Origin of the sequence: Streptomyces sp. yr375 (genome assembly GCF_900110755.1) — a bacterium.
Classification (GTDB): Bacteria; Actinomycetota; Actinomycetes; order Streptomycetales; family Streptomycetaceae; genus Streptomyces.
This window is the reverse complement of the sequence record NZ_FOFF01000036.1, coordinates 38,014-62,692: the sequence shown is the minus strand read 5'-3', so window position 1 is coordinate 62,692 and position 24,679 is coordinate 38,014. Positions and strand designations below refer to the sequence as shown.

The 24,679-nt window shown below is 71.5% G+C and carries 22 protein-coding genes; 12 read left to right on the top strand and 10 right to left on the bottom strand.

The genetic code is table 11. The features are described from left to right. Positions 1 to 168: 168 nt before the first annotated feature. Genes BMZ82_RS28315 through BMZ82_RS28300 form a run of 4 tightly spaced genes read right to left on the bottom strand, consistent with a single transcriptional unit; the run spans position 169 to position 3,648 of the window. A complete protein-coding gene (locus BMZ82_RS28315) occupies positions 169 to 1,176 on the bottom strand; it encodes a hypothetical protein (RefSeq protein ID WP_256252151.1) in 1,008 nt (335 codons plus the stop codon). Beyond that, positions 1,173 to 2,237: an ABC transporter permease gene (locus BMZ82_RS28310; protein WP_093780230.1), complete on the bottom strand. Its 1,065-nt coding sequence runs from the start codon at positions 2,235 to 2,237 to the stop codon at positions 1,173 to 1,175. The genes BMZ82_RS28315 and BMZ82_RS28310 overlap by 4 nt, the downstream gene beginning before the upstream one ends. Continuing rightward, positions 2,234 to 3,154, bottom strand: a complete 921-nt coding sequence (locus BMZ82_RS28305) for an ABC transporter ATP-binding protein (RefSeq protein WP_093780229.1) — start codon at positions 3,152 to 3,154, stop codon at positions 2,234 to 2,236. Before BMZ82_RS28305 ends, BMZ82_RS28310 begins: the two co-directional genes overlap by 4 nt. Then, positions 3,151 to 3,648: a GntR family transcriptional regulator gene (locus BMZ82_RS28300; protein WP_093780257.1), complete on the bottom strand. Its 498-nt coding sequence runs from the start codon at positions 3,646 to 3,648 to the stop codon at positions 3,151 to 3,153. Before BMZ82_RS28300 ends, BMZ82_RS28305 begins: the two co-directional genes overlap by 4 nt. A 214-nt stretch (positions 3,649 to 3,862) precedes the next feature. On the opposite strand from BMZ82_RS28300, the gene BMZ82_RS28295 reads away from it, so the two are divergent. The 5 genes from BMZ82_RS28295 (at position 3,863) to BMZ82_RS28270 (ending at position 8,746) form a co-directional block, all read left to right on the top strand. Further along, positions 3,863 to 4,414 (top strand): RNA polymerase sigma factor, encoded by a 552-nt coding sequence (locus BMZ82_RS28295; protein ID WP_093780228.1) that lies wholly within the window; start codon positions 3,863 to 3,865, stop codon positions 4,412 to 4,414. Positions 4,415 to 4,484: 70 nt separating this feature from the next. Next, positions 4,485 to 5,327, top strand: coding sequence for an anti-sigma factor family protein (locus BMZ82_RS28290; RefSeq protein ID WP_093780227.1), 843 nt, complete (start codon positions 4,485 to 4,487; stop codon positions 5,325 to 5,327). 265 nt (positions 5,328 to 5,592) lie between these two features. Further along, positions 5,593 to 6,498 (top strand): ABC transporter ATP-binding protein, encoded by a 906-nt coding sequence (locus BMZ82_RS28280; protein ID WP_093780225.1) that lies wholly within the window; start codon positions 5,593 to 5,595, stop codon positions 6,496 to 6,498. Next, positions 6,495 to 8,048 (top strand): ABC transporter permease, encoded by a 1,554-nt coding sequence (locus tag BMZ82_RS28275; RefSeq protein ID WP_093780224.1) that lies wholly within the window; start codon positions 6,495 to 6,497, stop codon positions 8,046 to 8,048. Before BMZ82_RS28280 ends, BMZ82_RS28275 begins: the two co-directional genes overlap by 4 nt. Beyond that, positions 8,036 to 8,746: an ABC transporter gene (locus tag BMZ82_RS28270; protein ID WP_256252150.1), complete on the top strand. Its 711-nt coding sequence runs from the start codon at positions 8,036 to 8,038 to the stop codon at positions 8,744 to 8,746. The genes BMZ82_RS28275 and BMZ82_RS28270 overlap by 13 nt, the downstream gene beginning before the upstream one ends. Positions 8,747 to 8,919: 173 nt before the next feature. On the opposite strand, the gene mshD is transcribed toward BMZ82_RS28270, so the two are convergent. Continuing rightward, on the bottom strand, positions 8,920 to 9,846 hold the full coding sequence (gene mshD / locus BMZ82_RS28265) for a mycothiol synthase (RefSeq protein WP_093780223.1): 927 nt from the start codon (positions 9,844 to 9,846) through the stop codon (positions 8,920 to 8,922). Positions 9,847 to 10,003: 157 nt separating this feature from the next. Between mshD and BMZ82_RS28260 the strand changes: the two genes are divergently transcribed. Beyond that, the gene (locus tag BMZ82_RS28260) at positions 10,004 to 11,824 is read left to right on the top strand and encodes a bifunctional metallophosphatase/5'-nucleotidase (RefSeq protein WP_093780222.1); all 1,821 of its coding nucleotides are present in this window, start codon (positions 10,004 to 10,006) and stop codon (positions 11,822 to 11,824) included. 471 nt (positions 11,825 to 12,295) lie between these two features. Here BMZ82_RS28260 and BMZ82_RS28255 read toward each other — a convergent pair whose 3' ends face one another. Further along, complete coding sequence (locus tag BMZ82_RS28255; protein ID WP_093780221.1) at positions 12,296 to 14,473, bottom strand: trypsin-like serine protease; 2,178 nt, start codon at positions 14,471 to 14,473, stop codon at positions 12,296 to 12,298. A gap of 38 nt (positions 14,474 to 14,511) precedes the next feature. After that, on the bottom strand, positions 14,512 to 15,024 hold the full coding sequence (locus BMZ82_RS28250; RefSeq protein ID WP_093780220.1) for a hypothetical protein: 513 nt from the start codon (positions 15,022 to 15,024) through the stop codon (positions 14,512 to 14,514). Between the two features lie 341 nt (positions 15,025 to 15,365). Between BMZ82_RS28250 and BMZ82_RS28245 the strand changes: the two genes are divergently transcribed. Next, a complete protein-coding gene (locus BMZ82_RS28245) occupies positions 15,366 to 18,827 on the top strand; it encodes an ALF repeat-containing protein (protein ID WP_093780219.1) in 3,462 nt (1,153 codons plus the stop codon). A gap of 8 nt (positions 18,828 to 18,835) precedes the next feature. Then, the gene (locus BMZ82_RS28240; RefSeq protein ID WP_093780218.1) at positions 18,836 to 19,219 is read left to right on the top strand and encodes a hypothetical protein; all 384 of its coding nucleotides are present in this window, start codon (positions 18,836 to 18,838) and stop codon (positions 19,217 to 19,219) included. A 16-nt stretch (positions 19,220 to 19,235) separates the two neighbouring features. Here the strand turns inward: BMZ82_RS28240 and BMZ82_RS28235 are convergent, their stop codons facing one another. After that, a complete protein-coding gene (locus BMZ82_RS28235; RefSeq protein WP_093780217.1) occupies positions 19,236 to 21,302 on the bottom strand; it encodes a pectinesterase family protein in 2,067 nt (688 codons plus the stop codon). A gap of 139 nt (positions 21,303 to 21,441) precedes the next feature. Between BMZ82_RS28235 and BMZ82_RS28230 the strand changes: the two genes are divergently transcribed. Beyond that, positions 21,442 to 22,431: a helix-turn-helix domain-containing protein gene (locus tag BMZ82_RS28230; RefSeq protein WP_093780216.1), complete on the top strand. Its 990-nt coding sequence runs from the start codon at positions 21,442 to 21,444 to the stop codon at positions 22,429 to 22,431. Between the two features lie 137 nt (positions 22,432 to 22,568). On the opposite strand, the gene BMZ82_RS28225 is transcribed toward BMZ82_RS28230, so the two are convergent. Both BMZ82_RS28225 and BMZ82_RS28220 read right to left on the bottom strand, forming a co-directional pair. Then, the gene (locus tag BMZ82_RS28225; RefSeq protein WP_093780215.1) at positions 22,569 to 22,901 is read right to left on the bottom strand and encodes a hypothetical protein; all 333 of its coding nucleotides are present in this window, start codon (positions 22,899 to 22,901) and stop codon (positions 22,569 to 22,571) included. Beyond that, positions 22,898 to 23,134, bottom strand: coding sequence for a hypothetical protein (locus BMZ82_RS28220; protein ID WP_143098925.1), 237 nt, complete (start codon positions 23,132 to 23,134; stop codon positions 22,898 to 22,900). Before BMZ82_RS28220 ends, BMZ82_RS28225 begins: the two co-directional genes overlap by 4 nt. A gap of 200 nt (positions 23,135 to 23,334) precedes the next feature. Here BMZ82_RS28220 and BMZ82_RS28215 point away from each other — a divergent pair, with 200 nt between their 5' ends. The 3 genes from BMZ82_RS28215 to BMZ82_RS28205 are packed head-to-tail and all read left to right on the top strand — an operon-like array spanning position 23,335 to position 24,578. After that, complete coding sequence (locus tag BMZ82_RS28215) at positions 23,335 to 24,162, top strand: helix-turn-helix domain-containing protein (protein WP_093780213.1); 828 nt, start codon at positions 23,335 to 23,337, stop codon at positions 24,160 to 24,162. Continuing rightward, a complete protein-coding gene (locus BMZ82_RS28210; RefSeq protein ID WP_093780212.1) occupies positions 24,159 to 24,365 on the top strand; it encodes a DUF397 domain-containing protein in 207 nt (68 codons plus the stop codon). The genes BMZ82_RS28215 and BMZ82_RS28210 overlap by 4 nt, the downstream gene beginning before the upstream one ends. A gap of 21 nt (positions 24,366 to 24,386) precedes the next feature. Further along, positions 24,387 to 24,578 (top strand): DUF397 domain-containing protein, encoded by a 192-nt coding sequence (locus tag BMZ82_RS28205; protein WP_093780211.1) that lies wholly within the window; start codon positions 24,387 to 24,389, stop codon positions 24,576 to 24,578. Positions 24,579 to 24,679: the final 101 nt, after the last annotated feature.

Sequence of the window (24,679 nt, the reverse complement as noted above, 5' to 3'; positions counted from 1 at the left end):
CTGAACCGTTGGTTACGGCGACATGGCGTGCGGGATATCGGGGGGCGGCTCGCGGAAGTCGCGCGAGGTCACGGGCCTTTCCGGGCAGGCCGGGGGACGAGGGGTGCGTACGTCCTTCCCGTCCTCCTCCGTAGGGATGAGGGACGTACGCACCCAGGGCTCGCGAGGTCAGGGCGTGCGGCGGCGCAGGAGCCAGAAGGCGGCGGCGGTCGCGGCGGCCGTGACGGCGAGGACGACGCCGGTCTCCACGAGGTGGAGGGGCCAGTAGTGGGACTCGGGGTGGTAGGTGACGTAGGAGCCCTCGACGCCCAGGTCGGCCAGGCAGCGCCGGGTCTCGGCCGCGGTGCCGTCGCACTGCCAGTAGGGGAAGTCCGGTACGTGCCGGCCGTGGATGATGGAGCCGCTCTCCAGCTCCCACGCGGACACCGGGTAGTCGACGTCCCCGGTCGGGCTCGGCGAGGTGACCGTCACGGCGGGCCAGAAGGAGGCGCGGAACTGTGCGACGACATGGCCGAGCAGCCCGGTCGCGGCCACGGAGACGGCGAGGGCGGGCAGCGCGCGGCGCAGCAGGAGCGCGGCGACGGCGCCGACGGCGAGCGCGCACAGGGCGTACGCGACGGTGGCCGGGCCGCGCGAGAGGTACGCGGTGTCGGACATCCAGCCGTCGTACAGCAGCTCGTGGTCGGCGCCCCAGGCCCAGCGGAACACGAGGACGAGGACGGTGGCGCCGGCGGTCACCACGAGCGCGGGCACGGCGAGCTTCGCGGCCAGCCAGCGGGCCGGGGTCACGCCCTGGGTCCAGGCGAGTCGCGCGGTGCCGTTCTCCAGCTCGCGCCCGACCAGCGCGCCGCCCGCGAAGGCGGCCACGGCGAGGAAGAGGTACGAGGTCAGCAGGCCGACCCAGTCGACCGTCGCGCTGTAGCCGATCATGCCGACGGTCAGGTCGCAGAAGTCCTGCCCCGCGCGGTCGCAGGCCGCCATCTCCGCGCGCGCGTCCTTCGCGGCCGTCTCGGTGAACCACACCAGCCAGCCGCTCAGGACCACCACGACCAGCGCCCAGACCCGGACGGCGGCCCGGTGCACGCGCAGCACGGTGCGGGCGGTGCCCCAGGCGGCGTGGTGGGGGAGGTCGACGGCGGCGCGGGGGCGCGGGTGCGCATCGGCGACGGCGGTCATACGACGCTCTCCGGGGCGCTCTCGGGGGCGCTCTCAGGGGCGCTGGGCCTGGTGGCGCCGGGCCGGGTGGCGGTCGTGCGCCTGAGCATGACGAACGTGGCGACGGTGAGGGCGGCGGCCACGGCCAGCAGGGCGGCGGTCGTGGTCGCCTGGAGGGGCCAGTAGTGGGACTCGGGGTGGTACCTGGTGTAGAAGCCGGTGGCGTCGAGGCGGGCGTACACCTCCGCGCAGTCGGGGACCGCGGACGTCGGCCCGCAGCCGGGGTCGGCGATGTGCGCGCCGGTCGCGGTGACCAGGCCCGAGTCGACCTTGAGGCCCGAGCCGCGGTAGCCCTCGGCGAGGCTGGTGACGCGGGTGACGGCCGGCCACATGGAGGGCATGACCAGGTAGGTGAGCACCCGCGCGGCGGCGACGAGGCCGAAGGCGAGCATCAGCGCGGGCAGCGTACGGCGCAGCAGCACGCCCGCGAAGGCGCCGCCGGCCACTCCGATCAGGGCGAACGCGACGGTGGTGGTCCCGTTGGTGTGCAGGGTGAGCTCGTCGGTCCAGGTCTTGGCGGTGTCGATGCGGCCGTCGCCCGCCGACCACATCAGGTGGTGCAGCGCGACCAGCAGGCCCGTGCCGGCGGCGACCAGGACGGTCGGCACGGCCAGTTTGGTGGCCAGCCAGCGGGTCGGGGACACGTTCTGCGTCCAGGCGAGCTGCGCGGTGCCGTGCTCCAGCTCGCGGCCGAACAGGGAGGCGCCCGCCCACGCGGCGACCAGGAAGGGCAGCGCGGTCAGCGCGCCGGTCGTGTACATGTACACGCTCTTGTAGCGGACGATCGCGTCCTGGTCGTACTGGCAGGGGAGCAGGTCGGGGCACGTGCGGTACTGCCGCCAGGCCTCGACCGCACTGTCGGTGAGCGGCCCCCACAGCCACCCCAGGACGGCGGCCAGGACGACGACGAGGCCGGTCCAGGCGTACAGGGCGGGCCAGTGCAGCCGCAGCAGCCAGCGCGGTCCGGGACGGCGTCCGGCGGAGTCCTTCGAGGCTGCGGGGGAGACGGCGAGTGCGGTCATACGGCGGCCTCCTCGGGCGCGACCGGGGTGAGCGGGGCGGCCTGCGGGTTGCGCAGGTAGGCGAGGACGAGCTCCTCCAGGGAGGGCGTCGAGGTGCGCCAGCCGTCGCCGAGCGGGCCCGCCGGACGCACCAGGGCGGTGAGCTGCCGGCCGGTGACCCGCGACTCGACGACCGTGTGCGGGGCGAGGGCCTGGGCCGGGGCTTGGCCCTGGTCCGGGACGGCGGCTTCGGCCGGTGCGCTCACGCGCGCGTGGGCGGCGAGCAGGTCGTCGAGCTCACCGGCGAGGCGTATCCGGCCGTCGCCGACCAGCAGCAGGTGGTCGCAGGAGTCCTCCAGCTCGGCGACCACGTGCGACGACATCACGATCGTCGTGCCGTACTGCGCGGCCCGCGCCATCAGGGTGCCCATCAGCTCGTGCCGGGCCAGCGGGTCGAGGTCGGCCATCGGCTCGTCGAGCAGGAGCAGTTCGGGCTGCTTGGCGAGGGCGAGCGCGAGTGCGACGCGGGTGCGCTGGCCGCCGGAGAGGGCGCGGATCTTCTTCGTGCGGTCGAGATCGCCCGCGGAAACGATCCGCTCGGCCGTCTCGGCGTCCCAGCGGCCCGGGTTGAGGTCGGCGCCCACGAGCAGCGTCTCGGCGACGGTGAGCTGCGGGTACAGCGGCTTGTCCTGGGCGACGTAACCGACACGCGCGCGTGCGGACGCCGGGTCCGTCCCGAGGACGGTGAGGTGGCCCTCGGTGGGGGCCAGCAGCCCGGCGGCGAGGGCGAGGAGCGTGGACTTGCCCGCGCCGTTGGGGCCGACGACGGCACAGACGCGTCCGGCGGGCAGGTGGAACGTGCACTCGCGCAGCGCCCAGCCTCCGCGCCGGCCGAAGCGCTTGCCGAGCGCGGTTGCCGCCATGGCGGTGTCGGTCATGAGGGGTCTCCCTGAGGGGTGTGCGGGTCGCCGGGGGCGGGTGTCGGGGTCGGGGTCGGGGTCGGGGATACGGCCGTGGCCGTTGCCGGGGCTGTTGCCGTGGCTGCGGCGAACTGTTCGTCGAGTACGGCGGTGAAGAGCGCGGCCACGTCGTCGCGGTCGAGCCCGGCCGCACGGGCCCGGCCGGCCCAGACGTCCAGGTCGGTGCGCAGGGGTGAGTCGGCGCGCAGGGGCGAGTCGGCCGGGGTGTGCAGCCCGCGCCGCACGAAGGTGCCGAGGCCGCGCCGGGCCTCCACCAGCCCGTCGCGCTCCAGCTCGCGGTAGGCCTTCAGCACCGTGTTCGGGTTGATGGCGGTCGCCTCGACGACCTCGCGAGCGGTGGGCAGCTTGTCGCCGGCCTCCAGCAGGCCCAGACGCAGGGCCTGCTTGGTCTGCTGGACGATCTGGACGTAGGTGGCGACACCGCTGTGCCGGTCGATGCGGTATTCGACCACTCGGAACACCACCCTTTCACTAATTGAGTAGTGAAAGGGTGGTCCAAGTCCGCACGGAAGTCAAGATCAGGGTGGGGAAGTCGGGGTGGGGGATCTCAAGATCGGGGTGGGGAGATCGGGGTGGGGGAAGGGCGCTCGAGCCCCTCGCCCGCGGGCCGGAAAAATTGTGTCGGGAATCGTGAACCGATCGGCGGGGCTCGTCCGATGAGGGGTTGTGAGCGAAACGAGAAGCGACGGGGAGCTGCTGCGGGCCATCGCGGCGGACCGGGACCGTCACGCCTTCGAGGAGCTGTACCGGCGGTACGCACCATGGCTGACCGCGCGCCTGCGCGGCCGCTGCGCCGACGCCGGGATAGTCGACGACGTCGTACAGGAGACGTTCCTCGCGGTGTGGCGCGGCACCGCCCGCTACCGCGAGGAGGGCCCCTCCGGCGACGCCGCCGGCTGGCTCTGGCGCATCGGAGCGCGCCGCCTGGTCGACGCCGTGCGGGGCGACGGGGCGCGCGGCCGGCTGCGGCAGGCGCTGTCCCGGCTGCGCCACCGCGACGAGGTCTCGGCGGAGGAGCGCGTGCTCGCGGGGGTGGAGCACGGGGATCTCGCCGGGGCTCTCGTCCGCCTCTCGCCGGAGCTGCGGGCCGTCCTGCAAGCGACCGTCATAGACGGGCTCACCACCCGGGAGGCGGCCGTTCTGCTCGGCATCCCGCCCGGCACCGTCAAGACGCGGGCGCTGCGTGCCCGCAAGCAACTGCGGGAGGCGCTGGCATGACGCGGCGGTACGTGAGCGGAGTGGACCTGCGCGCTCGCGCGGGCGACGAGCAGTCGAGGGAGGACCTGGCATGACATGGCACGTGGCTGAAGAAGACCTGCGGGCCTACGCGCACGGCGAGTTGGCGCCGCCCCTGCTGTGGTCCGCCGACTCCCACCTCACCGGGTGCGCTCCGTGCCGGGCCCGGCTCGCGGCGACCACCGACCCGGTCGCGCTGGACACCGCCTGGGAGCGGCTGGACGCCGAGCTGGACGCGCCGCGGCCCGCCCTGCTCGAACGGCTGCTGGTGCGGCTCGGCGTCGCCGACCACACCGCGCGGCTGCTCGCGGCGACGCCGGTGCTGCGCCGCTCCTGGCTGCTGTCGGTGCTGTTCCTCCTGGTCATGACGGTTCTGGCGGTGCGCGTGGCGGACCAGCCCGCGCTGTTCCTCGCGCTCGCCCCGCTGCTCCCGCTCGCCGGGGTCGCCCTGTCGTACGGCCCGTCCCTGGACCCGACGTACGAGATGGCGGTCGTCGCCCCGCTGCACGGCTTCCGGCTGCTGATGATCCGTACGGTCGCGGTGCTCACCGCGGGCCTGGTCTTCAACGGCCTGGCGACGCTGGCCCTCCCGGGGTACGGGCTGCTGGCCCTGTCCTGGCTGCTGCCCGCGCTCGCCCTCACGGCGACGGGCCTCGCGCTGACCGCCCGGCTGGGCCCGGTCTTCGCCCCCGTCCTGGTCGGCGGCGGCTGGCTGACCCTGCTGCTGGTGGTCGCAACCCGCACCCCCGAGCACGACACCCTCGCCCCCTTCACAGCGGCGGGCCAGTCCACCGCGGCGGCGGTAGCGGCCGTCGCCGCCCTGCTCCTCTACCAATCCCGAGACCGCTTCGACGCCCGCCCCCTGGCCGGCTTCCAGGAGAGCGGCACAGCATGAGCCACTACCCGACTCCCATGGCTGCTCTGGCCCCTGTGGCTGTCCCGGCCGCCGTGACTGCCCTGGAGCCTGCGACTGTCCCGGCCTTCGCGACTGCTCCGGCTTTCGTGACTGTCCCGGTACCCGCGGCTGCCCCCGCCCTCGCTACTGCCCCCGCCCTTGTCTCCCCCGCCCAGGCCCAGGCCCAGGCCCAGGCCCAGGCCCATGCCTCGGCCTCGTCGACTCGCCGCCGTTCGTCGGTCCACCGCATCTTCAGGAGCCCCGCATGACCACCGCGTCCAACACCGGCCATGGTGCCGGAGCGGTCCTTGGACCCGTCACTGTGACGGCGACCGATCTGTCCCTGCGTTTTGGCGGTACCCGGGCCCTCGATGGGGTGTCGTTGCGGCTGAGCCGTGGTGTTACCGGGCTGCTCGGGCCCAACGGGGCCGGGAAGACGACCCTGTTGCGGGTGCTGGCCACGGCTGTGCCGGCTGACGGGGGCGGGTTCACGGCCCTCGGTCATGACCCCGGTACCGCCGCCGGACGCCTCGCCCTGCGCCGCACCCTCGGCTATCTGCCCCAAACCCCTGGATTCCACCCGGACTTCACGGCCTTCGACTTCGTCGACTACGTGGCGATCCTGAAGGAGCTGACCGACCGCACCGCCCGGCTGCGCGAGGTGCGGCGGGTGCTGGAGGCCGTCGACCTGTCGGACGTGCGCGGCAAGCGCATCAAGCGGCTGTCCGGCGGCATGCGGCAGCGCGTCGCCCTGGCCGCCGCGCTCGTCGGCGACCCCGCCTTCCTCGTGCTGGACGAGCCGACCGTCGGCCTCGACCCCGAACAGCGCATGCGGTTCCGGGAGTTGATCGCCCAGGCGGGCGAGGGGCGCACGGTGCTGCTGTCCACCCACCAGACGGAGGACGTGGCGATGCTCTGCCACCGCGTCGTGGTCCTGGCCCGTGGCCGCATCCGCTTCGAGGGCACCCCGGCCGAGCTGACCGCCCGCGCGGACGGCCGGGTCTGGAGCAGCACGCAACGCGATCCGAACGCCCTGGCCGGCTGGCGCACCGGCACCGGCAGCTTCCGCAACATCGGCGAACCGCCGGCGGGCGCCGACCTCCTCGAACCCACCCTGGAGGACGGCTACCTGCTCGCCCTCGACGGTGAGAACGCGGAGCTGCCGGCATGAGCACCACGACCCCGACGAGCACGGACCCCGCCGTCACGCTCACCGAGCCCCCGCGCGAAGGCCACCGCACCGGAGCCGTCCTCGCCATGGCCCGCTTCGAGGCCCGCGAGCTGCTCCTCCAGGCCCCGATGCTGTTCCTCTTCGCCCTGTACGTCGGCTTCGCCGCCCTGCGGCTGATGAGCAACGACGGCATGGACGACTTCCCCGTCCTCAACACGGTCGACCGCCGCACGCAGATGACGCCGATGCTGTTCGCCGTCGCCCTGCTCATCTGCGCCAACTCGGCCGCGCTGCGCTCGCGCAAGCACGGCACGGTCCAGCAGCTCGGCGTCCTGCCCATGGAACCCTGGCGGCGCACGCTCGCCCATGTGCTGTCCGTGATCCCGTACGCGGCGGCCACCGCGCTCGTCGTCGCGGCCGAGTTCACCTGGGAGGCGCTGAAGCCCGGCGCGATCGGGTACGGCTCGTTCGGGGAGCTGGCCGTGGGCCCGCTGGTCGTCCTTGTGGCCGGCATCATCGGCGTCCTGCTGGCGCGTCTGCTGCCCTCCACCTTCGTTCCCATACTGTTCGTCATCGCCGTGTACCTGCTGAGCATCATGGCTTCCGCCCTCGTCGGCAACGAGGGCACGTGGGCGGGCTGGCTCTCCCCGATCCTCTTCGGCGACTCGGGCGGCGGCGACCCGGTCCCCGCCGACCTCCTCGGCCGCCCGGCCGGCTGGCACGCGCTGTACGTGACGGGCGTGTGCGTCCTGCTGGCCTGCGTGGCGCTGCTGGTGTCCGGCGGCCGTACCCGAGCCGTGAAGGCGGCGACGGCCCTCGCCCTGGCGGTCACCGCGGTCGGGGTGATCGGTCAGCTTCCGCGTGACACGGCGGCGCTGGAAGCGGCGCGCAGGACGGCGTCCGAGACGCCTCAGAAGGTCCAGTCGTGCACGACGCACGGCGGCTCGACGTACTGCTCGTTCTCCGAGTGGGGCGGTGTGCGGTCCGACTGGGCGGAGGTCGTCGACCGGGTCCAGTCCCTCGCGGGAGGCGCGGCGGCGGACGCGCGTCTGACGATCCGCCAGCGCATCGACACCAGTGGCGGGGTGGAGGTCGACGGCGCTCTGACCCCGTCCGCCACCCCGGGCCTGGTGACGGTCGGGACGCGTTGGGGCGGCAACCGGGTCCCCGAGTTCGCGGTCGGAGTGGCCGCGGTGCTGGTGGGCGGTTCGGAGGACGTGACGACTCGGAACATGTGCGACGCCCGCGGGGTGACGGTCATGTGGCTGGTCCTGGGCGCGGACCCCACCCCGCTGGCGACCTTCCAGAACGTGCGGCTGGACGACACCATCTCCGGCTCGGGCGAGGTCCTGGCTCCCACGAACGGACTGAGCATGACGGCGGCGCAGACGACGGTGGTCCGCGAGCTCCTGGACCGCCCGCGCGCCGAGATGACCGCCCGGGTCAAGGCCCACTGGGCGGACCTGACATCCGCGAAGACGACGACCGCCCAGGCAGCGAAGCTGCTGGGAGTCAAGGTGCCGAAGGAGGCAGAGGAGTGCGGGGAGTAGCAGGAGCGCGGGAGGCGGAGGAAGCGGAGGAAGTGGAGCCGAGGAGAGCCCCGGCGGCTCTGCTCAGGACCCTGGTGACGCCGGTGTGGCGCAGCCTGCCCTGGCGGGCGCTGACCACGGCCGGCGGGGTGGGCCTGCTGCTGGCGGCCACGGCACGGCTGCCGGACACCGCACCCGACGCCGACCTGGGACAACTGGTCCTGCGCCTCACCGCACTCACCGGCGCACTCGGCCTGGCCTTCCTCCTGGACGACCCCGCCCGCAACACGACCGAGACGACACCGGCGGGCCGCCCCCTGCGAACCGCCCTACGCCTGGCCCTCGTCGCCCCGCTCACCGCCCTCTGGTGGGCGACGGCCCTCCTCCTGGTCCCGGCCCAGACCCGCCCCGCCCTCGCCCCGGCCACCCTCGAAGCAGCGGCCATGTCCTGCACGGCCCTGGCCCTCGCCACCCTCGCCGTCCGCTTCACAGCGACCCCGGAAGCGGGCAGGACCATGGCGATCTGGCTGGGAGTAGCAGCGGCCGTGACCCTCGTGGTCCCCAACAAATGGGGCCTCCTGGGCACTCCGCACGACCCTTACTGGGTCGCCACCCAGGTGAGATGGGCGGCGGTATTGGGGGCAACGCTGACACTGAGCGCGATATGGACCCCGGAGCCGTTGATGGGGAGTTGGCGTAGATCTGTTCGTCTGGGGTGACGCCTTGAACGCCGGTCGGGTGTCTGCTTTCAGCCCGTTGGGGGGTGCCCCCTCTGGGGGAGCTTGAGGACGAGGCCCCTTAAGGGCCGAAGCGGGGGTCTGGGGGCGCAGCCCCCAGGGCACGGCAACCCCAGAGGACGGCACCCCGACTTCGGCACCCCGCAGAGCGCCCCTCACGTCTCCGTTCGGTACATCAGGTCCGTCTCGTGGGTGACGAAGCCCAACCGCTCGTACACCGACACCGCCGCCTTGTTGTCGGCATCGACATACAGCATCGCCGTAGGCAGCCCCTGCCCCGCGAGATGCCGTAGGCCGACCGTGGTGAGGGCCTTGCCGAGGCCGCCGCCCTGCACACCGGGTGCGACGCCGAGGACGTACACCTCGCCGAGCTGCTCCTCGGCGTGGACCTTCGTCCAGTGGAAGCCGACGAGCCGCTCGCCGCGGAAGGCGAGGAAGAAGCCGGCGGGGTCGAACCAGGGCTGGGACTTGCGGTCGTCGAGGTCGCGTTGGGTGAGGGAGCCCTGTTCGGGATGGTGGGCGAAGGAGGCGGCGTTGACGGCGAGCCAGGCGGAGTCGTCCTGCCCGGGGACGAAGGTGCGGACGCTCACGCCCTCGGGCAGCACCGGCGAGGGCAGTTCGAGGTCGGTCAACGGGCGTCGCATCTGCCGCAGTTCGCGGAACAGGGACAGGCCGAGCACCTGGGCGAGGTGCCGGGCGGCGGAGTGGCCGCCGTGGGCCCAGACCCGAAGCCGCTTGCCGGAGGCGGCGAGCAGGGCGGAGCCGAGCGCGCGCCCGTGTCCGTGGCCGCGGTGGGAGGGGTGGACGACCAGTTCGGCGGCGGGCGCCTCGACCGGGTCGGTGTCCTCGAGTTGGGCGTAGCCGACGAGTTCGTCGCCGAGGGTGAGGACCAGGTGGGAGACGCCCTCGCGGGGGCCTCCGCGCAGTTGCAGCCGGCCCTGTTCGGACACCGCCTGCTGGCCGTCCGTCCGGGCGGCCTCCGCGAGCAGGTCGAGGACGGCCCCGATCTGTCCGGGGGTGAGCTCGGAGTGGGTCTCGATGGATCGGGAGCCGGGGATCCGTGCGGTGTCGTCGCTGGTCATGCGTACGAGGGTAAGGGGAGGGCCGCACAAAGTGCGGGCAAAGGGGAGGCCAAAGGGAAACCAGGATGTAACCCGGAAACCCCTGTCGCGCTACGCGCGTTGAATCTAGGCTGCGCCGGACGGGGCCACCTATTTCAGCCGATCCACAGGGGGGCGCATGCCAGCCACATCCCAGCCGTACCGCGGTCGCAGACGTCGTACGTACCGCCTGCTCGCGGCGGCCGCCACGCTCGCCACCACCGGCGCTCTGGCCGCCGCGCTCCCGGCGGACGCGCACGACGGCACGCCCGGCAAGACCGGCAGTCACGGCAAGCCGCAGCCGAGCCGCTACCAGGACGTGCAGTTGCTGTCCTTCAACGACCTGCACGGCAACCTGGAGCCGCCGTCCGGTTCCTCCGGCCGGGTCACCGAGACGCAGGCGGACGGTACGACGAAGACGATCGACGCGGGCGGTGTCGAGTATCTGGCGACGCATCTGCGCGAGGCGCGCAAGGGCAACGCCTACTCGGTCACGGCGGCCGGCGGTGACATGGTCGGCGCGTCGCCGCTGATCTCGGGTCTGTTCCACGACGAGCCGACGATCGAGGCGCTGAACAAGCTCGACCTGGACGTCACGTCGGTGGGCAACCACGAGTTCGACGAGGGTGCCAGGGAACTGGGCCGGCTGCAGAACGGCGGCTGTCACCCGACGGCCGGCTGCTACACGGACAAGAAGTTCGAGGGCGCCGACTTCCCGTACCTGGCGGCCAACGTGCTGGACGAGAAGACCGGCAAGCCGATCCTGAAGCCGTACTGGGTCTGGAAGAAGAAGGACGTCAGGATCGGCTTCATCGGCGTGACGCTGGAGGACACCCCGGGCGTCGTCTCCGCCGAGGGCGTCAAGGGCCTGAAGTTCAAGGACGAGGTCGAGACGATCAACAAGTACGCCAAGGTGCTGCAGAAGCAGGGCGTGAAGTCGATCGTGGCGCTCATCCACGAGGGCGGTCTCCCGGCGTCGTCCTCCTACAACTACAACTGTGACTCCCCGGGCGCGGGCGACGGCATCTCCGGCCCGATCGTGGACATCGCGAAGAACATCACGCCGCAGGTGGACGCGCTGGTCACCGGCCACACGCACGCCGCGTACGCGTGCACGATCCCGGACCCGTCGGGCAAGCCGCGCACGGTGACCTCGGCCGCGTCGTTCGGCCGGCTGTACACGGACACGACGCTGACGTACGACCGGTACACCGGTGACATCGCGCGGACGGCGGTCAAGTCGGCGAACCACGTGGTCACCCGGACCGTCGCCAAGGCGCCCGACATGACCGAGCTGATCACCCGCTGGAACACCCTGGCGGCGCCGATCGGCAACCGGGCGATCGGCCACATATCCGGGGACGTCCCGAACACGGGCACCGAGTCCCCGATGGGCGACCTGATCGCGGACGCCCAGCTCTGGTACGGCAAGGAGCTCGACCCGGAGACGGACCTCGCGCTGATGAACCCGGGCGGCGTCCGGGCGGGCCTCACCTACGCGGCCAAGGGCAGTGAGGGCGACGGCGTGGTGACGTACGCCGAGGGTTTCACGGTCCAGCCGTTCTCCAACACCGTGAACCTCCAGAACTTCACCGGCGCACAGCTCGTCCAGATCCTCAAGGAGCAGGTGACCGGTACGAACGCGAGCGCGCCGAAGATCCTTCAGCCGTCCGCCAACCTGACGTACACCCTGGACCTGACGAAGACCGGCGCCGACCGGGTCGTCACGGACTCGATCAGGCTGAACGGCGCGGCGATCGACCCGACGGCCACCTACCGCGTCTCGACGAACAGCTTCCTCGCGGGCGGCGGCGACGGCTTCCCCACCCTGGGCCAGGGCACCGGCGACCTCGTCGGCACCGACGATCTGACGGCGCTGGAGCAGTACCTGACGGCCAACTCCTCGGCCACGACCCCGATCACCCCGCCGGTCGCGAACCGGGTCACGATCGTGCAGTAACCCTCGACCACGCCGATGCGCGAGGCGGTCCCGTCACTGACGGGGCCGCCTCTCTGCATCCAAACCTGTGTGAGTACTCGCCTGGTTCCCATGGCCGTCCGAAAACTCGTCCCAGTCGCCTTTGACCGAGGTCTCAGCGGAATCGGCTTTCCTTCTTCCACGGCCGTACGACGCTCATGACCACCCACGACCCGAGCCTGGCCCCCGACACGGACCGGATCCTGGTGGTGGAGGAGGGCGGTTTGCGGACATGGGCAGGGCACGACGAGCGGATGACCCGGTGCGCGGTCTACGCCCGGCCCGGCCCGGCCCCGGCCGACGGACGACATGCTGGTGCCGCGCGGGCGGTGACGGCCTCTCAGCCGTTCTTCTTCCGGTCGCCCGTCCACGACACGCGCATCTCCCCGCCCACACGGCACACGCGCGTGAGCGGGGAGAGACGTACGGCTGTTCGTTGTGCGGTTCAGCGGGTCACTGGATGACCCAGCCGAACGCCTTGCCGCCCGCCGGGACGCCGCCCGCCCCCGGCCGCAGCACCGTGACGTTCTCGTCCACGCCGCTCGCGTGCGACGTCACGTTGTTCCACGGCACCTGGTAGACCGCGCCGCCGGCCTGCGGGCCGTTCGGCATGCCGATGGAGACGTGCGTCGGGGACACCCCGAGGTACTGGCCCAGGTGTTGGCCCGCGCCCGGCGTGCCCGGCACCTTGTTGAAACCGGCGTACAGGACGTCGTCGTGGTCGCCGGGCGCGCCCACCAGGGAGAAGGTCTGCACGGAGCCCGCGCCGGCCAGCGAGCCCTGGGACTCGCCAGGAACGCCCACCGCGAGCTGCAGGTCGGCCCAGCCCGGCGCGGTCTTGCCGGGGGCGAGGTTGACGGCGGCGAGGGTCTCACCGAACCGGTCGCCGGTCTCGACGCCGCCGACCACGTTCGGCTGGTCCTGGTTGATCACTGCCTGCTGCGACCAGTCGCTCTTGGCGGGGAAGTCGAGGACGAAGACGGTTCCGGCGTTCGCCACGTTCGTGCTGCCGCCGGACGGGACGATCGACTCACCCGGGGCGCCCACGACGATGATCGAGTCGTCGTTCGGGTCCTTCGGGATGATGGCGACGGACTTGCCCATCTCGTCGCCCTTCTCCGCACCGCCGGAGATCTTGTCGAGGTCCTGGTCGATGCCCGCGCGCACGATCGGCCTGCCGTTCGGGCCCAGGTTGTGGGACAGGACGGCGACGCCGCCCGCGTCGGCCTTGTCGCCGATGTCCTCGCCCGGCACACCGACCACGATGTTGGTCATGTCCGCCGCGACGGAGGTGCCCACCTTGTCGCCGGCCTCCGGGGAGCCCGGCAGGCCGGCGTCCTGGGAGAGGTAGACGTTGGTGTTGCCGTGCACGTACACCACGGAGCCCGCGTCGACGACGGAACCGACGTCCTCGCCCGGGTCGCCGATCACGATGAACGGCTCGTCGTTGAGGGTGATCCCGGCGGCAAGGGAGTAGCCGAGCAGGTCGCCCTTCTCCTTGGCCGCTCCCTTCAGGCCGCCGTTGCCCTCGCCCTGGGCGTAGTTGTCGGAGGCGCGGCCCTTGCCCAGGCCGGCCGGGGAGCCGTAGACGACGGAGACCATGCCGACGTCGGCGATGGACTCGGCGTCCTCGTACGGGCTGGAGACGGCGAGGTCGGTGTAGCCGTCCTCGTTGTAGTCGACGGTGGCCAGGGCGTAGCCGAAGCGGTCGCCGGCCTCCGCGCCGCCGGGCACGACGTCCTGGTCCTGGTCCAGTTCGGTGGTGCCCTTGCCGCCGCCGTACACGACGTGGACGGCACCGGCCTCGGCGTCGCCGCCGATGGTGGCCTTGGGGTCGCCGACGGCGGTGTCCTCGACGCCGTCGCCGTTGAAGTCGGCGAACGGGGCCGATTCGGTGGTGGACTTGACCCAGGCAGCGATGTCGTCGGTGCGGGTGACGACACCGGCCGTGGAGGTCTGCGCGGCGTCGGTGCCGAAGCAGCCGCCCTGGTCGGAGCGGGAGGCGACGCCGAGCAGGCCGGCGGAGGTGAACACGGGCGCGCCCGAGTCGCCGGCGCAGATCGCCGCGCCGGAGGTGCCGTGGACGGCGAAGTCGGTGGTGTTGACCTGGTCGACCTGGAAGCTCTCGCCGTGCAGCTTCAGCGGCGCCCACTCGTCCTTGGTGCGTCCGTAGCCGGTGACCGACACGGCGGAGTCCTTGGCGGGCGCGGCGGTGGCGAGGCCGGGCGGGGCGATGTCGGCGACGGGCGCGGACAGCCGGGCCAGGACCAGGTCGCGGTCGTCACGCGGGACGAGCTGCACGACTTCGCGGACGGTGCCGGCGGTGCTGGTCAGGTCGGTGCGTCCGATGGTCGCCGTGGTCTTCAGTTTCGGCGCCCCGGCGGGGATCTTGATGGACTGGGCCGGGTTGTCGGCGAAGCAGGACGCTGTGGTGGCGACCCACTGGGGGGCGATCAGGGCCGCGGAGCAGGCCTTGGCGCCGCCGCCTATGTCGAGGCGGGCGGTGTAGGCGTGGCTGGTGTCGGTCTCGGGCTTGCCGGACACGGCATGCCCGGACAGGGCCGGTGCGCCGATGACGGCGGCGGTCACGAGGGCTGCGAGCGCGATGGATCGCTTGCCGGTTGTGGTCATGGTGGTGTGGTCGTCTTCCCCGTTTAGGCGGTTCGGTGTTACTTGCTCGTGCGTATCTCGACCAGGACGAAGGCGCGTCCTTCCGGGTCGGCGGCCTCACCGGCTGCCTTCCACTCGCCCTTGCCGACGTCGATGCTCTGCGTGGCCCCGTCGGTGGTGAGCTGCACGGCCGCCTCGTGGTCGGCTTCGCCCTTCACTCCGTAGACGGAGGGGATTTCGAGGCTGAGGTAGCCGGAGGGGCCGGTGGCGCGGAAGCAGATCTTCTCGCCCTTGCGGGAGTACACCTCCATCAGACCGGTGCTGGAGGCGCAGTCGGCGAGCGTGATGTGGCCGTCGCCACGCTTGAGGACGATGCCCTTCTGCGCCTTGATGGCGTCGGCGCCCGGGTAGTTGTAGTCCTCGACCAGGTAGCCGGGTGCGCCGTCGACGACCGTGGCCGTGCGCTCGGCGGAGGTGTGGTGGGAGGTGCTGTAGGTCGATGCGAGGGCGACCGCGCCGGCGCAGGTCGCGGTGACCGCACCGGTGGCGATGATTCGCTGTACGAGATTCATGAGTTCCCCCTTGCGAAAGCCCCTTGTGAAAGGGGGGTTGAGTCCGTGAAGCGCCTGAGGAATGCCGGGAGGGCATCCGGCGTGTGACCGTGGGTCAGACGGCCGCAGAGGACGATGCATTCAAACAGGCGTGCGCGCCATGTGCCACCGATATGCCGAAGAGCCTTGACTGCACGGGGACTTACCGGCGGTGTGGTGTTTCTCACGGCTTCACCGCACGGTCGATCACTGGCCAATGTCCACAGAGGCCCCATAGGTTCACCCCCGTTCCAAAAGACACACCCGGGAGGCCGCCTCTGACCAGGGCGCACCGCCACCGGGTGGATATCCATGGGGGATTCTTGGACACCACTTACTGGAGCAGGCGCCGGATTCTCGCCGTCGCCGGCTCCGCCACCGCTGCCACCGCGGTCTCTCTCGCGGCGCCCTCCCGAGCTCTGGCCGCCGCCACCGCCGCCACCGCCGCCTCCGCAGGGTCCACGGACCTGCCGAGGCTCCCTCAACTCCCGGACACCGCGCGCGCGAAGGTCGTCACCGCGTGGAAGATCGGCGGACGGTCCGTCAAGAGCGCGGCAACCCAGGCGCTGACCGGCTCCGCCGCCGACATCGACCGCTTCCTGGCCGGGGATCTGGCGCGCGCCACCGCCGAGGACAACCGCTTCGCCCTCCTCAAGGCGCTGCCCGCCACCGGCAAGGGCACCGCCCGCGATGCCGCCGCCGCGCTCACGGCCGGCGACGACGCCGTCACCGCCTTCCTGTCCGGCGGCTTCAGGACCGCCGAGCTGGAAGACCTCCGCGTCACCACCCTGACCATCCTGAACAGCGGTGGCACGGGCGTGAAGCGCGAGGCGCAGAAGGCCCTCGACGCCGGCACCGGCGACGCCCTGACCGACTTCCTGCTGAACACCCAGATCACCGCCCGCCGGGAGGACGAGCGGGCCGAGGTCTTCACCATCCTCAACAACGCCTCCCCGGAGGTGAAGAAGTACGCCGAGCGCGCCCTGGACGACGGCAGCCCCTCCGCGATCCACTGGTTCCTGAACACCGGTCAGTACATCGCGCGCGCCCGGGACCGGGAGACCGCCACCATCGAACAGCTCGTGGCGATCGTGGAACGCGAGGGCAGGCGGGCCCAGCTCACCTCCGACCGGGCCGTCGCCGCCTCCGCCAAGGCGAAGGAGGCCGCCGCCCAGGCGAAAAAGGCCGCCGAGGAAGCCGCCGCGGAGGCCGCCGCGGCCCGCGACGACGTCGTCAAGTCCGGCAAGGCGGCCCGCAAGGCCGCGTCCGCCGCACAGGGCGCCGCCGCCGCGTCCCGCACCGCCATCCAGGCGTCCGCGGCCGCGCACTCCGCCGCCCGCCGCGCCTCGTACGCCGCCACCGCGGCCGCCCAGGCCGCGGCGACCGCCGGACGGGCCGCGTCCGCCGCCTACTCCGCCGCCATCGCCGCGGCGAACGACGCCTCCAAGGCCAAGGCCGCGCGCCTGGCCGCCGACGGGGCGAACAAGGCGGCGAGCCAGGCCCGCACGGCCGCCAAGGCCGCCGATGCGGCGGCGACCGCCTCCAACCAGGCGGCGGCGGCCGGTTCGGCCGCCGCCGGCGCGGCCCGCGACTCCGCCGCCGCGGCCCAGGCCGCCGCCACCGCGGCCGCGGCTTCGGGTGCCGCCCAGTCCGAGGCCGCCGCCGCCAAGGCGGCCGCCGCCGAGGCCAACGCACAGGCGGCCCGCGCCACCAGTGCCGCGAACACCGCGCAGTCGCTGGCCAACACCGCCGCGCAGGCCGCTGCCGCCGCACGCGACGCGGCCAACTCCGCCGCCACCCACGCCGAGAACGCGGCGAAGGCGGCCAAGGCCGCGGCGGACGGCGCGGTCAAGGCGGCCGAGTTCGCCGCCACGGCCACCAAGTGGGCGAACGAGTCGGTCACGGCCGCCGAGGCCGCGGTGAAGGCCGTCCAGGACGCCGAGGCCGTCGAGAAGGCAGCCCGCGAGTCCGAGGCGAAGAAGCTGGCCGAGGACCTCGAGCAGTCCCTCGCCGAGGCCCGGGAGATGGCCCGCGCGGAGGCGGAGGACCGGGAGAGTGCCCGCAAGGCCACCACCCAGTCCGACGCCCTCGACACCGCGACCAGGGACCTCATCGCCAAGGCCGAGAAGGCGTACGCCGCCGGGGACACCGCGCAGGCCGTCTCGGTCGGCCGCCAGGCCGCGATGAACCTGATCTCCACCACGATCGGCACCTGGAGCCGGGACGCCGCCGAGCACGCTCTCGCCGGAGCCGACGAGGACGTCCTGGCCTGGGTCGCCGCCGACCGGCAGATCGCGCAGAACCAGGACGACCGCGAAACGGTCCTCGCCGTGGCGAAGGTGTCCACCGAGAACGTCGCGAACGCCGCCTCGGCGGCACTGGGCGCCGCCGACACGGGCGCCGTGGGCACCTTCCTGACCACCGGGATCAAGGCAGCCGCCGCGGAGGACAACCGCGTCGCCGTCCTGAGGATCCTCAACGGCAATCCCGGCAAGGCGGTCTCGGCGTCGGCGCAGGCCGCGCTGAACGACGGCTCGCCCCAGGCCCTGCACGGCTTCTTCACCACGTACGTCGACAACGTCAAGCAGGACGACGAGGTCGCCGTCTTCACCATCCTCAACACGGCCGGCCCTTACACCAAGGCGGCCGCCCAGGTGGCCCTCGAGGGCCCGACGTGGATGCGCCGCGACTTCGTCACCACCGTGTGCCACCGCACGGCGCAGCTCGACTACGACGCCGCCACGCACGTCGCGGCCATCAGGGCCTCCATCGCACGCGCCGCGAAGATCGCCCAGGACGCGCAGAAGGACGCCTACGAGGCGTCGAAGGCCGCGGCCGAGGCGCGCAAGGCGTCGGCGGACGCGGCGAAGTGGGCGGACAAGGCGAAGGCGTCCGCCGCCAAGGCCGGCGAATACGCCACGCAGGCCGACGCGAACGCGGACGCCGCCGAGCAGTCCGCGAAGGACGCGCAGGCGTCCGCGGACAAGGCGAAGGCCGCCGCCGCGTCCGCGCGCACCGCGGCACGGCAGGCGAACTACTCGGCGAACCAGGCCGTGGCCTCCGCCGCTGCCGCCGTCGTGTCCGCCAGCCAGGCGCAGGCGTCGGCGAACGCGGCCCGCGCCTCCGCCGACGCGGCCGGCAAGGACGCCGCGGCCGCCGCCAAGGCAGCCACCGAGGCTCGCGCGACGGCGGTGCAGAAGCGGCAGCAGGAGCTCGCCGAAGCCGCGCGCAAGGCGGCGGAGACGGCGAAGCAGAACAAGCAGAACGGCGTCGACCCCTCCAGCGGCAGCGGCAACGACAAGGTCGACAGCCCCGACGGCTGGGGCAGCAAGAAGGACTGGCAGAACTTCGCGCAGGTGCTGAACGCGGTCAGCGCCTTCTCCGGAACCGCGGCCGCGTTCAGCCTGCTCATTCCGCCGCCCTTCGGCGAGGCGGCCGCCGGCGTGTTCGGAACCATCTCGTGGGTCACCGGTATCGGCTCGGCCGTCATCACCGGCTTCACCGACGGGTTCACCTCCGACGCGTTCTTCGGCTCCGTCGCGGGTCTGGCGGTCGGTGCCCTCACCGGCGGCTTCGCCCTGGGCAAGATCAAGGTCCCGGGCATGTCCCAAGCCATCGAGTGGGGTGCGCAGGGCCTGAAGAGTGGCACCCTGACCGCCACGCGGATCGGCCATGAGATGGTGGGCCCGGCGGTCACCTACGCGACCACTGCGTGGGACTCGGCCGGTGACGCCGTGTCGGACATCGGGGACACCATTTCCGATGGTTGGGACTCAATCTTCTAGGACTCCCCATGTTCCTGTCGCTGTCCACCAGCGTCTGGATCCTCATCGCGGCGGGGGCGACGATCGTCAACCTCGCCGCGATGCAGTGGATCATCCAGATACCGAAGTACAAGAAGAAGCAGTTCTGGATGCCGGTCATCGGCGTCATCGGTCTGGGCGTGCGTGGCCTGGTTCAGCACGACACGCTGCCCGAGACCCTCTATCTCTACGCGGCGGTCATGGTCATGTTCCCGCTCACGCTGGCCCCCGTGCGCGGCACGATCACCCGGGACTACTACCGGTGGGTCGAGGACCCGACGACGAAGGCCGGCAAGGGCGCGGTGGTGTGGTTCGCCACGTCGATGACGATCATGATGATCGTGATGGGCGCCGTCTACGCGGCCGGCAAGTAGGACGGCGCCCGACCCGTCAGGACGCGCTGGGCGTCCAGTCGCCCAGCCAGTCCGCGACCTCCTGGCCGGCGGCCTGGGCGGCGGTGAGCTGGGGGCGGTCGCCGCTCGCGGGGCCCGCGCCCGCGCCGGTGTTCTGGTACTCGGCGAACCGGTCGTCCTTCCAGGAGAAGCCGCTCATGTCGGTCCAGGGTGTGGTCTTGATCGCGGCGCCGAGGGAGGTGTTGCGGATGGTGGTCTGCGGGTCGAGGGTGGCGTCGCCGCCGGCGTGCCAGGGCCGGCCGAGGTAGAAGCTGCGGTCGGAGACGGCCCCGTTCACCGTGGAGTTGGCGATCAGGATGCCCTTGCGGTTCGCGGCCGTGCTGGGGGCGGTGACGTAGCCGGCCGAGGTGCCGTTCCAGCGCTTCTTCAGGGTGATGACGGACTTGTCGATCACGGCGGTGGCGCGGCCGAAGACGAAGTCGGTGTTGCCGATGACGGAGGAGTCGGTCATGTAGACGCGGCCCAGCCGGTCCTTGGACGCGGTGTCCACCAGTAGCGTGTCCTGGTCGCCGCTGACGACGACGCCGTCGAGGAACACCTTGTCGGCGGAGGTGCGCAGGGCGACCGCCTGGTTGGCTATGTCCTGGTGGGCGGCCTCGTCGAAGTCGTTGGAGAGGGTCAGGTTGCGGGCCTGGAAGTCGTCCGCGTCGACGGCGACGGTGGCGCTGCCGCCGGTGCCGTACGTCCCGGAGCCGTCGGGCTTCGGCGTGCCGGACGCGTTGTTGTAGACGATCGTGGTGTCCGTACGGCTGCCGCCGGTGCCCTGGATGGTGACGTGCGGCTTGTTGGCGGGGACCTTCACCAACTCGCGGTACGTGCCCGGCTTCACGGCGATCACGACGCGCGAGGGGTTGTTCGCCGGTACGGCGTTCACGGCGGCCTGCACGGTCCCGTACTGGCCGCTGCCGTCCTTGGCGACGGTGAGCGTGGTGACGGCGGCGGCGGTTTTGCCGGCGGTTCCATCGGAGGTTCCGGCGGCGGCCGAACCGCGCGGACCGGCACCCGACTTGAGGAGCGCGGGGACGTCGGCGGCCTTGTCCGGGGTGTACGGGTAGTACGTCCTCGGATCCCAGGCCGCGCCCGAACCCCCGCTCTCGTTCCTGCCGTTGGTGCCGGAGTAGACGTTGCCGCGCTGGACGAGGGTGGCGGTGGCGTCCCGGACGACGGGGTTGGTCATGCCCTGGAAGTAGGAGTTCTCCAGGACCATGTTGGTCCTGCCGCGCGAGTAATTCCCGTACGAGGACTGGATGGTGGTCCCCGCCACGTCCTCCAGGAAGTTGTTGTACAGGTGCGCGTGGGCGACGTTGTCCGTGGACGGGTTGCGCTGCTCGGTCTCGCGGATCCAGTTGTGGTGGATCGTGATGTCGGCGGTGACGTTGTCGGTCCAGCCGATGCCGAACGCCTTGTTGTCCTGGCTCAGTTTGTTCCAGGAGACGGTCAGGTAGGTCGTGTCCTTCCGGCTGTCGATAAGCCCGTCGGCCATGTGCCGCAGGTCGTTGTGGTCGATCCAGACGTGGTGCGCGCCGTCCAACTGGACGGCGTCGAGGTCGTGTTCCTTGTCGTTCCAGACGCCCTGGTACGCGTCGCGGATCGTCAGGTTCCGGATAATGACGTTGTGGACGCCCTGCCCGAGGAAGAAACCGCCGCCGACGATCTGCCCGGTGGTCCCGGCCCCGATGATGGTCTTGTCGGACTGAACCCTGATCTCCTTCCCGACGGGATCCACGGTGATCGTGGCCGCGACGACGATGACGTACGGCTCGGACGCGGTCGCGTATTTCTCCAGTTCGGAGAGTGTCTTCACGGTGACGGTCCTGCCGTCCCGGCCGCCGTAAGTCCCGTTCTGGCCGAGGGCGTTGACGGAGGCGAAGCCGTCGGCGACGTCGGTGACAGCGATGACCCCCGCGAGGTGGGTGGTCGTGGCCGTCGCGGAGGTCGCGGAGGCCGTGGCGGTGGTCAGCGCCAGGGGGATCCCGACCAGCAGGGCGTTCCTGCGGCGGTGGTGACGTCGTCGGCGACGGGACGTGCTGCGGGTTTCGCTCACGGCTGCTTCCGATCAAGTGGGGGGTAACTGGAGGTCCAGCCAGGTCACTTGGGTGTCGCAGCCGGAGGAGGAAAGGTTGCCGCGATGAGGGGGCGGAAGAGACGGAGAGCCGGAGACCGGCGACCGGAGAGGAAGCGAAATGATCGGGACGGTGTTCCGGAGCGAGGACGTGCCCGCGGAGGACAGGTTCGACTACTGGCGGGAACTGGTCGGCCGGACGCGTTCCAGCGAGATCATCAGCGACCACGCCGCCGACTTCTGGGCGGAGCACCGGCTGATGGAACTGGGCCCGGTGACCGTGAGCCGGATGTCGTTCCGGCCGACGCGCTACCGGCGGACCCCGCAGATGGTGCGCCGGTCCGACCCCGAGCTGTATCACCTGACGCTGCTGACCGACGGCGGGCTGGCCCTCGACCACGCCGGGCGGGCCAGCACGTTCACCCCACGGGACCTGCACCTGGCCGACAGCTCGCAGCCGTACGACGTCAGGTCGGCGGCGGACGACCGTCAGGGCCCTGTCGTCGGGGGCATGGCCGTGGACTTCCCCAAGGTGCTGCTGCCTCTGCCGCCGCACCGGGTACGGGAGTTGCTGGGCCGGGGGCTGCCGGGGCAGGACGGGATCGGTGTGCTGCTGGCGGAGTTCCTCCTGGGGCTGGAGCGGCAGGCCGACGTCCTCCAGCCGTCCGACGCGCCCCGCCTGGGGACGGTCGTACTGGACCTGTTGTCGGCCTGGTTCGCCCAACTGCTGGAGGCGGAGGCGGCTTTGGAGCCCGAGACCCGCGGCCGGGCCACGGCGGAACGCATCCAGGCGTTCATCCGGCAGAACCTGCACGACCCAGAACTGTCGCCCCCGCTGATCGCCGCCGCGCACCACATCTCGGTCAGCTACCTGCACCGCATCTTCCAGCAGCAGTCGCAGGGTGAGACGGTCGCGGCCCGGATCCGTCGCGGACGCCTGGAGAGCGCCCGCCGGGACCTGGCGACGCCCTCGCTGTGCTGCACGCCGATCCACACCATCGCCGCCCGCTGGGGCTACCCCCGCGCCTCCGACTTCACCCGGTCCTTCCGCGCCGCCTACGGCCTCTCCCCCAAGGACTACCGCCAACAGGCCTTGTCCGAGGGCGAGTAGGCCGGAGTAGACGCAGAGCCAAGGAACTGTGGACCGGCTGCGAACGACATCGGGACGGCGTCCGGGCATTGTTGTTCCCGCAACGGGGGAATGCCTCGGTCGCGGAGCTGATCCTTTCCGCTCCGCGACCGAGGAAATCACCACGACCCGTCGCCTGAGACACCCGCCGGGATCCGCTCGCCCCGGCTGACCGCGATCCGCATGACGTCCGCCAGCGACTCGGCGGCCCGCGTGAGCGCGAAGCGTACGGCCCGTTCGCCGGCCTTGGTGTCCGCGAGGACGGCTTTGGCTCCCGCCAACACGTGTTCGGCAGAGGCGAGTTGGGATGCCTCCACGTTGTCGGCGAGGAGCGACAGGCGGCTCTGGTCGTCGTCGGTGTCGAGGTAACAGGGCTTGCCGTCGAGGTTGGTCCAGGGCAGCAGCCGGAGCCCGCCGGCGGAAGTCGCCGGTGACTCAGGGGCGTTGCTCACCTGGAGGCCTCCTCTTCTTCGAGTTCACGAAGCCGGTCGATCGCGTACAGCTCCTGGAGCCGCGCCATGCTGAGGAGGTGCGGGACGCGTTTGGGCGGGGCGTCGACCGGGGGCGGCGGCGGCTCCTGACGGGGCGGTTCGGGCTGGACGGCGGCGCGGTGTCGGGCGGGCCACAGGATTCGCGCGAGTGTGCGCAGTAGCGACTCGCGGAAACCCGCGATACGTTCCCTCATGCTGGCGGTCTCCTTCTCTTGCACGTCGGCCACGCCCCCGGGTCGATTGCAGTCGACCGCGGGGGTTTTTCTGTCGTGGTGTCGTGGTGCTGGTCTGACGAGCGGTGATTACCGTTCGTGCCTCGATCGTCACTGATGCGACGTACTCTGCGGAAGGGGTTCGGTGTTGTCTGGGGCGCCAGACAACGGGGAGGAGTGACGTGGCTGAACAGGTTGACGCGCAGGGCGATTCCGGGCGGGCGGTGCTCGCCGACACCCTCAAGTTCCTGCGGGAGAGGGCTGGGAAGTCGCTGGGGCAATTGGCCGACGAGACCGGGTACGACAAGAGTTACCTGAGTCGCCTGGAGTCGGGCGAGCGGTTGTCCAAGGTGACGGTGATGGAGGACCTGGACACGTATTACGGTGCCGGTGAGCTGCTGGTTCGGCATTGGAGGGTCGCTCGGCTCGACGCGTTCAGGAACCAGTACAAGCGGTTCATGGGACTGGAAGAGACAGCGCGGACCATCTGGAAGTTCTCGTTGGGTGTGCCGGGGATTCTTCAGACCGAGGACTTCGCCCGATGGGTGTTGTCTTGGTTCCTGACAACACCTGAGAAGGACGACGATCTGGTAGAGGAACGTGTGGCAGGTCGTCTCGGACGGCAGTATCTGCTGCGGCGGAATCCGCGACCTGTCGTGCGCTTCCTCGTGGACGAGGTCGCGTTTCGACGTCCGGTGCCCGACCCGAAGGTCTGGGAGGAGCAGTTGCGGCACATCGAGGACGTCGCGACGTGGCCGAACGTGACCTTCCAGGTGGTGCCTTTTTCTGCCGGGACGCACCACCTCATGCAGGGAACGCTGTCGATGCTCTGGCAGCAGGACGGAAGCTGTGTTGCCTACTCGGAAGGCAACACCCGGGGAGAGCTGTTCGAAGCTCCGGAGGACATTGAACTGCGTCGCCTCGCCTACGATCGGCTCCGGGACCTGGCGTTGTCCCCCTCGGACTCGCTGGCGTTCCTCAGGAACGTACTTGAGGAGCACAGATCATGAACCACACCTCCGATCCCAGCGCTGCCGCTTGGCGTAAGTCGAGCTACAGCGACGGAGGAGACGACAACTGCGTCGAGGTCGCCGACGGCTACGCCGGGGTCGTTCCCGTGCGGGACAGCAAGGTGCCGGACGGCCCGCAGCTCGTATTCGGGGCCACCGCGTGGACTCCGTTCGTGACGAAGATCAGGGGTGATGTGCGATGACCCCCAAACCTCAGCAGCGCCGTGTGGCGTAAGTCGAGTTACAGCGGCGGGGGTGCCAACGACTGCGTCGAGGTCGCCGACGGCTACGCCGGGGTCGTTCCCGTGCGGGACAGCAAGGTGCCCGCCGCCCGGCCGGTGGTCTTCTCGGGCCGCTCCTGGGCCGGATTCGTTGCGGGGGTGAAGGGGGAAGCCGGTGGGTGCACGTTCGGGTGACATATGCCGGAAGGCCTGATGGTCGAGGCATCGCCGCCGACATGCTGGATCTCGTGACCACGACACGAACGACAGATCCACGGAGTGCGAGGCGGCTATGG